Origin of the sequence: Paenarthrobacter sp. PPS72 (assembly GCF_048537125.1) — a bacterium.
Lineage (GTDB): Bacteria > Actinomycetota > Actinomycetes > Actinomycetales > Micrococcaceae > Arthrobacter > Arthrobacter nitroguajacolicus_E.
Window position 1 is genome coordinate 17,949 of the sequence record NZ_JBLYIE010000025.1, and the last position, 12,829, is coordinate 30,777.

The 12,829-nt window shown below is 62.9% G+C and carries 12 protein-coding genes and 1 pseudogene; 5 read left to right on the forward strand and 8 right to left on the reverse strand.

Annotated elements, in window-relative coordinates:
* Positions 1-75 precede the first annotated feature (75 nt).
* From ACLRGI_RS12655 to ACLRGI_RS12690, 8 genes are all read right to left on the reverse strand, one after another.
* A complete protein-coding gene (locus tag ACLRGI_RS12655; protein ID WP_419201996.1) occupies positions 76-414 on the reverse strand; it encodes a DUF8129 domain-containing protein in 339 nt (112 codons plus the stop codon).
* A gap of 204 nt (positions 415-618) precedes the next feature.
* Positions 619-1,377, reverse strand: coding sequence for an iron ABC transporter ATP-binding protein (locus ACLRGI_RS12660; protein ID WP_419201997.1), 759 nt, complete (start codon positions 1,375-1,377; stop codon positions 619-621).
* Entirely contained in the window at positions 1,374-2,435 is a 1,062-nt protein-coding gene (locus ACLRGI_RS12665) for an iron chelate uptake ABC transporter family permease subunit (RefSeq protein WP_419201998.1), read from the reverse strand. The genes ACLRGI_RS12660 and ACLRGI_RS12665 overlap by 4 nt, the downstream gene beginning before the upstream one ends.
* Entirely contained in the window at positions 2,428-3,435 is a 1,008-nt protein-coding gene (locus ACLRGI_RS12670) for an ABC transporter permease (protein WP_419201999.1), read from the reverse strand. Before ACLRGI_RS12670 ends, ACLRGI_RS12665 begins: the two co-directional genes overlap by 8 nt.
* Positions 3,436-3,461: 26 nt before the next feature.
* Positions 3,462-4,412 (reverse strand): siderophore ABC transporter substrate-binding protein, encoded by a 951-nt coding sequence (locus tag ACLRGI_RS12675; protein ID WP_419202000.1) that lies wholly within the window; start codon positions 4,410-4,412, stop codon positions 3,462-3,464.
* 170 nt (positions 4,413-4,582) lie between these two features.
* Complete coding sequence (locus ACLRGI_RS12680; RefSeq protein WP_419202001.1) at positions 4,583-5,731, reverse strand: mannitol-1-phosphate 5-dehydrogenase; 1,149 nt, start codon at positions 5,729-5,731, stop codon at positions 4,583-4,585.
* On the reverse strand, positions 5,731-7,815 hold the full coding sequence (locus tag ACLRGI_RS12685) for a PTS mannitol transporter subunit IICBA (RefSeq protein ID WP_419202002.1): 2,085 nt from the start codon (positions 7,813-7,815) through the stop codon (positions 5,731-5,733). Before ACLRGI_RS12685 ends, ACLRGI_RS12680 begins: the two co-directional genes overlap by 1 nt.
* A gap of 67 nt (positions 7,816-7,882) precedes the next feature.
* Positions 7,883-8,605 (reverse strand): TetR/AcrR family transcriptional regulator, encoded by a 723-nt coding sequence (locus ACLRGI_RS12690; RefSeq protein WP_419202003.1) that lies wholly within the window; start codon positions 8,603-8,605, stop codon positions 7,883-7,885.
* A 129-nt stretch (positions 8,606-8,734) separates the two neighbouring features.
* On the opposite strand from ACLRGI_RS12690, the gene ptsP reads away from it, so the two are divergent.
* From ptsP to ACLRGI_RS12715, 5 genes and pseudogenes are all read left to right on the forward strand, one after another.
* Complete coding sequence (ptsP, locus tag ACLRGI_RS12695) at positions 8,735-10,435, forward strand: phosphoenolpyruvate--protein phosphotransferase (protein WP_419202004.1); 1,701 nt, start codon at positions 8,735-8,737, stop codon at positions 10,433-10,435.
* A gap of 30 nt (positions 10,436-10,465) precedes the next feature.
* The gene (locus tag ACLRGI_RS12700; RefSeq protein ID WP_419202005.1) at positions 10,466-10,744 is read left to right on the forward strand and encodes an HPr family phosphocarrier protein; all 279 of its coding nucleotides are present in this window, start codon (positions 10,466-10,468) and stop codon (positions 10,742-10,744) included.
* A gap of 136 nt (positions 10,745-10,880) precedes the next feature.
* A pseudogene (locus ACLRGI_RS12705) lies at positions 10,881-11,581 on the forward strand (DUF8817 family protein).
* 122 nt (positions 11,582-11,703) lie between these two features.
* Positions 11,704-12,129 carry a helix-turn-helix domain-containing protein gene (locus tag ACLRGI_RS12710; protein WP_419202007.1) on the forward strand — a complete coding sequence of 142 codons (426 nt, stop codon included), beginning with the start codon at positions 11,704-11,706 and terminating at the stop codon, positions 12,127-12,129.
* Between the two features lie 18 nt (positions 12,130-12,147).
* Entirely contained in the window at positions 12,148-12,813 is a 666-nt protein-coding gene (locus ACLRGI_RS12715; RefSeq protein ID WP_419202008.1) for a maleylpyruvate isomerase family mycothiol-dependent enzyme, read from the forward strand.
* The last annotated feature ends 16 nt before the right edge of the window (positions 12,814-12,829 follow it).

Genomic DNA, 12,829 nt, shown 5'->3' on the forward strand with positions numbered 1-12,829 from the left:
CAACAGATGGAGAACGACGTCGGCACCCGGCCTGGGTGCCGACGTCGCACTTTAATTCACACCCTCGACTTCACATCACCGCGGCTGGGCCGGATTGGTGGGAACGCCCTGGGACGGCGGGTTGATGGGCGGGCCGGACGTTGCGGGGCTGACGGGTGAACCCGTACTGGTCCGGCTGACCTCGGGAGTGCTGGGCGAAGTGGTCCCGCTGGGCTCAGCGCCGTTCTTGAGCGCATCAAGCCGGTGCTCCAGGATCTGGACGACGGGGAGCCTGTTGCCATGGGCCCGCTCGTAGCTGAGGAGTTGCTCGATTCCTCCCTGGTCCAAGCCTGAGATCCGGGACGGCAAGGTTCCACTGGGGATGTGATCATAATCAGCCAAAGGCAGTTCATTGTGCTGAGGGGTGTCGTTCACTGAAGATACCTCCTGTTTTCCGCTGCCGGGCCACGGTCCGGTCCGGCGATCCACATCAGCGATGCTGCCAAAGTAGCAGCCTTTTTCCTTGAAAGTAAGGTTGCTGATGTTTGCCGAAACGTGTTTGCGGAAACGTGTTTGCGGAAGCGTGTTTGCGGAAGCGTGTTTGCGGAAGCGTGTTTGCGGAAGCGTGTGACCGGAGCGTCAGGCGAAGTACACGCCAATGCGGTTACCGTCGATTTCCTCGATGCGGATATCGATGTCGTAAACGTCGTACAGCATCCCCGCACGCATGATGTCCGAGGGCGTGCCCTGATGGATGAGCCGGCCGTTTTTCATGGCCAGGATGGTATCCGAATAGCAGGACGCGAAGTTGATGTCGTGGACCACCAGCACGATGGTCTTCCCGAGCTCGTCCGACAACCGCCGCAGCAGCCGCATCATTTCCACGGAGTGCTTCATGTCCAGGTTGTTAAGAGGCTCATCCAGAAGCAGGTACTCAGTATCCTGCGCCAGGACCATCGCAATATAGGCACGCTGGCGTTGGCCACCGGAGAGCTCGTCCACGAACTTGTCCGCCATTGACGTGAGATCCAGCTGACGAATGGCCTCGTCCACGTGCTCAAGGTCCTCAACAGTGGGCCGGCCACCGCTATGCGGGAAACGTCCGAACGCCACGAGGTCCCGGACAGTAAGCCGCATGGTCAGGTGGTTTTCCTGCCGAAGGATGGCCATGGTCTTGGCCAGTTCCTTGCTGGGCGTCGCGGTGACGTCCAGACCGGCGACGGAAACTCCCCCGGCATCCATGGGCTGCAGGCGGCTGATCAGGGAAAGAAGTGTGGACTTGCCCGCACCATTGGGACCGATGATGGAGGTGATGCCGCCACGGGGAATCTCGCAGGACACGTCGTCCAGCACGGTGGTGCCGCCGTAGCGCTTGGTCACGTTGCGGACGGTAATCATTTGAGTGAGCCTTTCAGCAACAGGTAAAGGAAGAGGATGCCGCCCGTGAACTCGATGATGACGCTAAGTGCAGTGGCAAAGCCGAACACTCGTTCCAGCAACAACTGGCCCCCCACCAGTGCAATCGCACCGATCAGCACCACGATCGGCAGCAGCCACGCATGCCGGAACCCACGGCAAAGTTGATATCCAAGGCTGACCACCAGGAGCCCGAAGAACGTTACCGGACCCACCAGTGCAGTCGAAATGGCCACCAGCAACGAGCAGGCCAGCAATACCCGCATCACTACGCGCTTGTGATCGACGCCCACATTGATGGCCACTTCGCGGCCCAGCGCCAGGACATCAAGTGTGTGCCGCATGCGCCACACACCGGCGCACACCAAAGCAATCAATACAGCGGAGACACCCAGCAGCCCCGGGTCCACATTGTTGAAGCTGGCGAAGAACAAGTCCTGCAGGATGATGAATTCGCTCGGTTCCATCAGCCGCTGCAGGAGCGAGGAAAAACCGCGGAACAACGTCCCCAGGACAATCCCCACGAGCAACAGCAGATGCAGCGACCGCGTGGCACCGGTGAACATCCACCGGTACAGGAACGCACTGAACCCCACCATCAGCAGGATCTCCACAGCGAACTTCAGCGTGGACGGCGCCGTTGCGAGCGTCGCAGCACCTGCCACGAACGCCAACGCGGTTTGCACCAGGATGTACAGGGAATCGAAGCCCATGATGGACGGCGTCAGGATCCGGTTGGCCGTCACAGTTTGGAACAGCAGCGTGGATACACCCACGGCCACGGCCACCAGCAGCATCGCGGACACCTTGATGACCCGCCGCGGCAGCACATAAGCGATGTTGCCCTTGAGGTCTATTGTCAGGAAAACAGCAACAAGCACGACGGCGGCAATCGCCAAAATTGCGATCACCAATCCCGGCGGGGTTCTTCGGATGGCGTCCCTCCAGCGTGCTGGCCCGGACCAACGGGGTGGTCTGGCAACAGGAGGGCCGGGAGCGCCCGGCGTCACGGATTCAGGAGTCACGGAAGTTTCAGGCATTGCGTTTCCTCAGGAGCAGGAAGAGGAAGAGGATGGCTCCAAGCACTGACATGACCATGCCCACTGGAACCTCGTAGGGGAATCGGATGGTGCGGCCGATGATGTCGCAGACCAGCACGAACGCGGATCCAAAAAGCGCGGTCCAAGGAACAGCCCGGCGGAGATTGTCCCCGAACAGCAGGGAAACGATATTCGGGACCACCAGGCCGAGGAACGGCACGGCCCCCACAGTGGTGACCACCACAGCCGAGATCAAAGAAACGATCATCAGGCCGAGCCGCATAGTGCGGGCGTAGTTGAGGCCCAGGTTGGTGGTGAAATCCGGGCCCATTCCGGCCACAGTGAACCGGTCAGCAGCAAACAGTCCCACCAGCACCAGGACCGCCACGATCCACAGCAGTTCGTACCGCCCGCGCAGCACGCCGGAGAAGTCGCCGATCATCCAGTTGCTGAGCGTCTGCAGCAGGTCGAAGCGGTAGGCAAAGAACGTGGTGACAGCAGCAATAATGCCACCCAGCATGATGCCCACCAGCGGAATGAGCAGGGTATTGCGGGCCGGAAGCCTACGGAGAATCGCCAAAAACAGGGCGGTGCCCAGTACGGCGAACACAGAAGCCACCAGCATTTTGGTGAGGATCGGCGAGTCCGGGGCCAGCACCGTGACCACCAGGATCCCCAGCGTCGCTGACTCAACTGTGCCCACGGTGGACGGTTCAACAAAGCGGTTTCGGGCCATGAGCTGCATGATCAACCCGGCAACGGCTACGGCCATGCCAGCCAGGACAACGGCCACAGTGCGCGGCACCCGGGAGACCCAGAAGATTTCCCAGGCGCCGGCGTCGTTCGCCAGCAAGGCGGGCAGCGAAACATCGCTGACCCCGACGAAAATACTGCCGACTGCGACCACCAGCACAACGGCAGCAGCCGCAACCAGGCGGGCGGTTTCGCCAGTCCGGTTGCGGCTCGCTGAGGCCGTGGGGCGCACGGCTGTAGTTGTCACGTCAGGTTTTCAGCTGAAGCGGTTGGTCAGGCGACGGAGTCGGCCACTGCCGTGACCATGGCCTGGACGTTGTTCAGGCCGTAGCCAACGATGTACCAGCCGGCAGGATCGAGGTTGACGATCTTGTTGTTCTTGGCGGCGTTGGTGGACTTCACGAGCTCGTTGTCCAGGATCGGGTTGGCGGTGGAGCCAGCGGTGCCCACAGCCGTGTCGCGGTTGATGACGTAGAGGATGTCCGGATTGGTGTCCTTGATGTATTCGAAGGAAACGGCCTCACCGTGGGATCCCTCGGTCTTGACATCGGCGGCGGTGGGAACGCCCAGGACGTCGTGGATGATGCCAAAGCGTGAGCCTGCGCCGTACGCTGTGACTTCGCCACCGGAGGTCAGGACGATCAGGCCCTTGCCGGCCGAAGCAGCCTTGGTCTTGGTGTCCGCGACCGTCTTGTCCACCTCAGCAAGCTTGGAAGCGACCTCGTCTTCCTTCTTGAAAATCCTGCCGAGCTTCTCGGTCTGGGCCTTGAAGCTTTCCATCGGCTTGGCAGCATCAACGGAGAGATCGATGGTGGGGGCGATCTTGCTCAGTTCCTCGTAGGCGCCGGCCGTGCGGCCGGAGACGATGATGAGGTCAGGAGCCGCGGAGCTGACGGCTTCGAAGTCCGGCTCCTTGAGCGAGCCGACCTTGGCGTACTTGGCGTCGGAGAACTTCTTCAGTGCCTCCGGGTAGCTGGCCTCGGGAACACCGGTGGGCTCGACGCCGAGCGCGTTCATGGTGTCCAAAACGCCGAGGTCGAACGTGACAACCTTGGCCGGGTTCACGGGAACGTTGGCCGTGGACCCCTGGGCGTGCTCAATGGTGATGGTGCTGGCTTCCTCGGGCTGCGAAGACGCCGTTGCCCCGCCTCCACACGCCGTAACGGTCAGCAAGGCAGCGCCTGCAGCCAATGCCCCAATGTAGCTGGACAGCCTCTTTTTCACGCCGGTGCTCCGCTCACTAATAAGTCATAGATCTGTTGCCTAATTACTGTTTGACTCTATTAGTAAGGTGAGGCTAACTTCAAAACCGAAAGGCTCTCCAGCGGGTATTTGTGACTGAAGTCACGTGTTTTTCTCCCGCTGGAGAGCCTTTATGACATTCGGCTGCTGCTTTACCCCTCGGCTTGCCGATCCTCTACGAGCTTCTGGAGGGCCGGGAACAGCGGGTGCGACGCCGTCAGTTCCGTAATGCGTTCGACGGCGGCAGCTGCGTCCAGTTCGGACAGCAAGTTGGCGAGCTCCACGGCTTCGTCGTCGTTGCCGTCGTCGAAACGGAGTGCTGCCGACATCGCTTCAAGGAGGGCCGCGGGTGTTACGCCGCGCTCGGCCAACTCTGCGGCAGGACCGACAAAACGCTCGTGCCGGCTCAGCTTCCGCAAGGGCGCCCGGCCCACGCGGTTCACGGTATCCGGCAAGTGCGGGTTGGTGAAGCGCGACAGGATCTTCTGCACGTACGCTTCCTGCTCGGCCTCAATGAACCCATGTTTGGCTACCAGCAGTTCCTTGGTTTCCTCCAGCACGGCCCGGACCTTCGCAGCCACGGCCTGATCAGCCATGGCATCGGAAATTTTCTCCAACCCGGCCTGGTAACCGAAATACGCCGCCGATGCGTGGCCGGTGTTCACGGTGAACAACTTGCGCTCGATGTACGGGCCAAGCTCGTCCACGAAAGTGGCACCCGGGATCACCGGCGCGTTGCCGTCAAACGGCGTGCGATCAATGACCCACTCGTAGAAGGTCTCCACTGTGACATCCAGCCCCTGGCCCGGCGCCTGGTTGGGGACAATGCGGTCCACCGCCGTGTTGGCGAAAACCGCCACCGCGTCGAGGTCCCCGGCGGAATCGTCCCAAGCCGCACGGATCTCCGTGTGCAGGAGGTCCGTGGCATTGATGGCGTTCTCGCAGGCCATGACCTGAAGGGGCGGCAACTCCGTGGGCCGGGCGGCCAACCCACGGGCGATCACCGGCGCTACGAACTTCAGGATGTGCGGCCCCACAGCAGTGGTGACCACATCCGCCGTCGAGATTTCCTCCACAACGGCGGCTTCCTGCGAACCCGAGTTGAAAGCACGGAAACCGGTGACGGTCTTGACCGCCGGGCTCTCGCCCACCTCATGGACGTCGTAGCTGCTGGCCGATGCGAGCTGGCTGATCAGCGCATCCGCAACGTCCGCGAACACCACCTCATAGCCGGCCTCGTGCAGCAGCAGCCCCACGAAGCCACGCCCAATGTTGCCGGCCCCAAAATGGACTGCCTTCACTATGCGTTGACCTTTCCGAACAGCTCCAGGACTTCATCAACCGTGGTGGCTTCTTCCAGCTGGGCAACCTGTGCCTTGTTGGTGAAGATCTTCGCGATGGAGGACAGGATGTGGAGGTGCTCATTGTTGAGGCCAGCGACGCCGACCACGAACTTCACTTGCTTGCCGCCCCAGTCGATTCCCTGGGGGTAGCGGATAATGGACACGGCCGAGTGGTTGATGTGTTCCTTGGCATCGTTGGTCCCGTGCGGGATGGCCAGGAAGCTGCCCATGTATGTGGACACGGATTCCTCGCGCTCGTGCATGGCGTGGACGTAGCTGACATCCACGGCGCCGCGGTCCAGCAGGAGCTTTCCGGCCTCGTCGATCGCCGCGTCACGGTCCGTTGCAGTTCCGTTCAGGATCACGCTTTCGCGGAGCAGGACACCTTTACCTGCCACTTGACCGCCTGCCACTTGACCGCCTGCTACTTGACTGTCTGTTGCGGCGGCCGGCTCAGCGGCGTGCGCACCATGGGCTGCGGTTGCTGTGGTGGTTACAGCGGCAGCGGGCTGGTCGCCGGCGGTGGATTCCGCCGTCGTGCCTGAAGCCGCGCCTTCGCTGTTGCTGCTGCGGACCAAGTCAACGATTTCGTCGTACTTGGGGCTGTTCATGAAGTTGTCCACCGAGTAGTGAACGGCGCTGGCCGTCCTCGGCTGGGCGCGTTCAGTGAGGTCCTGGTGCGTGACCACCACATCAAAGGTGTCGTCAAGGTTGGCGATGGCCGAGTTGGTGACCTTGACCTCCGGAAAGCCGGCGGCCTTGATCTTGTTGCGCAGGACCGAGGCACCCATGGCACTTGAACCCATGCCGGCGTCGCAAGCGAACACGATGTTCCGGACCGGGCGGGTGAGGACGGTGCCGGCCTGGGCGGCACGGTCGCCAGTCAATGCGGAGGAGACTGAGCTCTTCTTGCCCTTCATGGCCTCCATGCGTGACGTAGCAGCTGAGAGATCGTCCTCGCCCTTGTTCTTGGACGTGCGCAGGATGACCGCAGCGATGAGGAAGGAGACGGCGGTGGCCAGGATGACCGCAAGAATCACGCCCACGTAACTGTCACGGGATGTCTGCGCGAGCACCGCAATGATGGAACCCGGAGCGGCAGGAGCCACGAGGCCGGAGTTGGTGATGGCGAGGGTTGCGATGCCCGTCATGCCGCCGCCGATTGCAGCGAGGATCAGGACCGGCTTCATCAGGACGTACGGGAAGTAGATCTCGTGGATACCACCGAGGAAGTGGATGATCGCTGCACCGGGGGCCGAAGCCTTGGCGGCGCCGCGTCCGAAGAACATGTAGGCGAGCAGGATGCCGAGGCCCGGGCCGGGGTTGGCTTCGAGCAGGAACAGGATGGATTTGCCCTGTTCCAGCGACTGCTGGATGCCCAACGGGGTCAGCACGCCGTGGTTGATGGCGTTGTTGAGGAAGAGGACCTTGGCCGGCTCAATGAAGATGCTGGTCAGCGGCAGCAGGCCGTTGTTGACCAGGAAGCCCACCACGGCGCCGGCGCCGTCAGTGAAACGCTGGACAACCCAGGAAAGTCCGTAGAAGCCGCCCAATGCCAACAGCGCGCCCCAAATACCGGCGGAGAAGTTGTTGACCAGCATCTCGAAGCCTGGGCGGATCTTTCCGTCCCATAGGGAATCGATCTTCTTCATGGTCCAGGCACCCAGCGGGCCCATGATCATGGCGCCGATGAACATTGGCGCATCCGTGCCTGCGATGACGCCCATGGTTGCGATAGCGCCCACCACGCCGCCTCGGACGTCGTAAACCATCCGGCCGCCCGTATACGCGATCAGGATTGGAAGGAGATACGTGACCATGGGGCCGACGATGCCCCCGTTGGGATCACCTTCGGCATTGGTGCCGAAACCGCCCAGTTCAGCGACTGGAAACCAGCCCTTCTCGATGAAGAGGGCCGTGATGAGGCCCCAGGCGATGAAGGCGCCGATGTTGGGCATGATCATGCCGGACAGGAAGGTGCCGAACTTTTGTACACCAACGCGCACGCTGGTGCGGGGCTTCGCAACTGTCTCTGTTGCCATGTGAATTCCTAACGTGTGTCCCGCGGCGGCGCGGGGTCAGTCGATATAGATCGAGAGAGCGCAGCCTTTAGGAGCTGCTGGAAATGCGGTGAAGCCATTCAAGGAAAAGCTTCAGTTCAGAGCTGGATAGTTGGTCCGAATGCGAGGCCTGCAGTGCCGCATTCAGGGCGATTGCCGCAACAACTACGGACGACTTACCGGAGTCGTCCCCTGCGGCGCCACGGGCGGTGTCCGTGGAGACGGCAAAAATCATGGAATCCCGGGTCATCGTTGAGAGCTCGAGATTCCGTTCCTCCACCGGTTCTGCGATCAGCATGAGCGTGACGCCCACGTTGGCCGCCAGGATGCTGCGGGCCGCTTCGCGGGGCGGCACGTTGATCTGACCGGAAATAGCGGCCTTGTTCAGCATTTCTTCCAGAAGCGCTTCAGCATCGGCCACGATTGCAGGGCGGCTTTCCGGCCTGATGTTGCCGAACATGACCAGGTATAGATGGGGTTGCGTCAGCCCGAACTGGACGTGGTTATCCCACATCCGCCGGACGTCTTCCAACGGCTCCCCGGACGGTGCAAAATCCCGCTCTCCCGCCACATACTCTTCAAATCCGGCTGATACGACGGCGTCGAACAAGCCTTCTTTGTCGCCAAAGTGGTGGTAGAGCGTTGGCGCCGTGACCCCGGCAAGCTTGGTGATCTGGCGCGTTGAGACCGCTGACCCCTCCGAATTCGCCAGCAACTCGGCAGCTGCGCGAAGCAACCGAATTTTGGGCGGAAGCTGGTCATCGAAACTCATAACCGCTACCCTAGCACCTATAGCGTTGCTATATGAAGTGGCTCACAAAGGAATTTTGTAGGCTAGTTTCCGAGGCTCCCGGTGCCGTCGCCGGCGGGCCTGAACCAACAAGCAGGAACAGAGGATTCAGTGCAGAATTTCCAAGGAGTAGGGGTAAGCCCTGGCCGCATCATTGGTTCCGTCCGCCAGATGCCCAAGCCGGTGAGCGAACCGCCGTCGGGAGAACGCCTGGCCGCGGACGTGAGTCCGGAAGACGCCGTCGCGGGTTTGAAAGCGGCTGCGCAGGCCGTCCATGACGAGCTCAAGGGACGTGCGGACAGCGCTTCCGGCGACGGCAAGGCCGTCCTCGAAGCCACAGCCCTCATGGCCAAGGACACCATGCTCCTGAAATCGGCGAGCAAGCTCATCAACGCCGGATCCTCTGCCGAGAGGGCCATCTGGGAAGCGGGCGCCTCGGTCTCCGAAATGCTGCACAACCTGGGCGGCTACATGGCCGAGCGCGCCACCGACGTCCTGGATGTGCGCGCCCGGATCGTGGCCGAACTCCGTGGAGTTCCTGCTCCCGGCATCCCCGCCTCTGACACGCCCTTCATCCTGGTGGCCGAGGACCTCGCCCCCGCCGACACCGCAACACTGAATCCCTCGGTGGTACAGGCGCTGGTGACCTCAGGCGGCGGCCCGCAGTCACACACGGCCATCATCGCCCGTTCGCTCGGACTGCCTGCCGTGGTTGCCGCTCACGGCGTGGACTCCTTGCCCGACGGATCCGAGGTCTACGTAGACGGCGCGGCTGGCTTTGTTGCCGTTTCGCCCTCCGATGAGCAGCGTGCCGCAGCTACGGCCTGGGCGGAAACCTCCGCCACCCTCGCCGAATTCGACGGAAACGGCACGACGGCGGACGGCCACCTGGTGCCCCTCCTCGCCAACGTGGGCGGAGCCAAGGATGCCGTGGCAGCTGCCGCTTTGGGCGCCCAGGGTGTCGGCCTGTTCCGCACCGAGTTCTGCTTCCTGGAACGGGATACCGAGCCCTCCGTTGACGAGCAAGCCGCAGCCTACAAGGCCGTGTTCGATGCGTTCCCGGGCAAGAAAGTCGTCCTCCGCACCCTCGACGCCGGCGCCGACAAGCCCCTCCCCTTCCTCACTGACGCCACCGAACCCAACCCTGCGCTGGGTGTCCGCGGCTACCGCACCGACTTCACCACCCCGGGTGTCCTGGAGCGTCAGCTCGAAGCCATCGCGCGGGCAGCCTCCGAATCCGAAGCTGACGTGTGGGTCATGGCCCCCATGATCTCCACGGCTGCCGAAGCCGGACGTTTCGCCTCGCTCTGTGCCGCCGCTGGAATCCAGACGCCGGGTGTCATGGTGGAAGTTCCCTCTGCCGCTTTGACTGCTGCCACCGTGCTGCGGGAAGTGGGATTCGCCTCGCTGGGAACCAACGACCTCACCCAGTACGCCATGGCCGCCGACCGCCAGCTCGGACCCCTGGCTGAACTCAACACGCCATGGCAGCCTGCTGTACTCAGGCTCGTGCAGCTCACAGTTGAAGGTGCTGCACAGGAAAGTTCAGGCCGTGAGGGTGCCGCCAAGCCCGTCGGCGTCTGTGGTGAGGCTGCCGCTGACCCGGCCCTCGCCGTCGTACTGACCGGCCTGGGCGTCACCACACTGTCCATGACCGCGCGCTCCTTGGCCGCCGTCGGGACTGTGCTGAAAACCGTGACCCTGGAGCAGGCGCAGGAACTGGCGCAACTCGCGTTGTCCGCACCCAGCGCTCTGGAGGCACGCGACTGGGTCCGCGCCAAGCTCCCCGTGCTCGAAGAACTCGGCCTCTAACTTCTGTTTGTTTCTGTCAAAGGAGAAACCATGCCCGAACGCACAGCCACCATCGCCAGCCGCTCCGGCCTGCATGCCCGTCCGGCCGCCTTGTTCGCGGAAGCCGCGGGCGAGCAGCCGGTTGAGGTCACCATTGCCATGCAAGGCGACCCTGCCGATGACGCGCTCGACGCCGCCAGCATCCTTTCGCTCATGACGCTTGGCGCCGCGAAAGGCGACGTCGTTGTGCTCAGGGCGGAGGGCGACGGTGCGGACGCCGCGCTGGACACACTGGTGAAGCTGCTGGAGACGGACCTGGACGCGGAGTAGCCTTCGGCCGGAGGGCCCATTTCCGGGAGGGCCATTTCGATGGCCAGCTGCAGCTAAGACGGTAGGAATCGTCTTGCCTGCAGCGAGCCATCTAAATGAGCTGGCTTGCTCGTACCGCTGGGAGTAGGTTCGGGCTATGAACGAGCACGTGATCCCTATCCTCCCTTGCCGCAACGTGGACGACGTCGTGCCGTTCTACGAGGCCTTGGGCTTCACAATGACCTTCCAGCAGGCCCGACCCAACCCCTACGTGTGCTTTAACCGGGGCGGGATCGACCTCCACTTTTTCGGCTTGGAAGCCTTCGAGCCCGAGAACTCCATGGCAGCGCCATCCTGCTGGTCCCGGACACAGGCGTGCTGTTCGACGAGTTCGCTGCCGGCCTCCGCGCGGCCTTCGGGAAGTTGCCGGTTTCCGGACTTCCGCGGATCACCCGGCCGCGACGGAAACAGGGGACCGCTGCCGGGTTCACCGTGGTGGATCCGGGCGGGAACTGGCTACGGATCTATGCCCTGGGGGCAACAGAGGAAGACGGCAAGGGCTCGGAAACCCGTTTGGAAAGGGTCCTGCTGAACGCTGCCCGACAAGGCGATGCGCGCGGCGCTGAAGCAGTGGCGATATCGGTCATCGAGACCGGGTTGTTGCGGCACCCGGATGCCACCGACGCCGAAAAGCTTCCCCTGCTGGTGTATCTCGCTGAGCTTCACGGGCGCAGCGGGCACCGCGAGCTCGCAATACCGGTGCTGGATACCGTGGACGCGCTTACGCTGACGCCCGCTGAACGTGAGGCCTTGGCAGGGGACTTGGCCAACGCCGCCGAGCTCCGGGCGTCGTTGTAGGTTCCGTGGCGCCCGTTTGGTGGGTTCCCTGCAGCTCATGCCGGGCGCACGGCCCTGCCGGCAGGGAACCATCGAAATGGGCAGCTAACTCCCGCCCGGCTCCCACAGGCTAGGCTTCTGCCATGGCACTGATAGCTCCCCGCGTGACGGCCGGCCTTCCTGCCGACGACGCCCGGAATCTGGCACGCTCCCTCCAGGACAGCAACGACATCACCGTGTTCGTGGACGGCACGGTCCACCGCCTGCCGGACGAGGCGAGGGACGCCGTCGTCGATCTCCTCGCGAGACTGAGCCGTGGCGAAACGGTGACGGTCAGCAGCGTGGAGGAAATGCTCACCACATCGCAGGCCGCCGAACTCGCGGGCATCTCTCACACTTATCTGCGCAACATGACGGACCGCGGCGAGATCCCGGTGGAGTACCGGGGAACTCATCGAAGAATCCGGCAGGCTGCCATCATGGCGTGGCTGGCAACGCAAAGGAAGAAACAGCAGGCCGAGGCCGGCGCAGGAGACGACGCCGCGGAAGAAAGCGACGCGAGACCCTAGCCGACCACCAATCCCGGCATGCTGTTGAATAGCGTTATGGCTTCGAGTAAACCTTCCGCCGTCTGGCCCGTGGTGCACAGAGAACGCCGCGCCCTGTTACAGGACTTGGAGCCTCTTCCGGCAGCTCAATGGCAGACGCCATCGCTCTGTGCCGGTTGGGACGTCCACGATGTCCTGGCCCACGTGGTCGACAGCGCCAAGACGACGCGGCTGAACTTCATTCGCCGGATGATTGCCGCCCGGATGGACTTTGACCACGACAACGCCGTTGGAGTGGAGCGCGAAAAGACCGCGGAACCGGCGCAGACGTTGAACGGGCTGCGCGCTGTGCTTTCGCGAACCTCCGGCCCGCCGGCAAGCTTGGCCACCCGCTTGGTTGAGGCGTTCGTCCATGGGGAGGACATCCGGCGCCCCTTGGGAATCCGGGGCGACTACCCCGCGGAGCACGTGGCCACCGCCCTCAGCTACCAGGTGAAGACCACCACCAAAATGGGTGGAGGCAAGGAAATTGCGGAGGGTTGGCGCTTGGTAGCCACTGACACGCCTTTCGATCATGGCAACGGCCCCACGGTTGAAGGTCCCGCCATAGCCCTGTTGCTGGCGATATCCGGCCGGCCCATCGGGCACGAAGAAGTGGGCGGGCCAGGGGCTCCGGTGTTCCTGCAGCACTTGGGAAACGTGTGAACGCGCGTGTGAATGC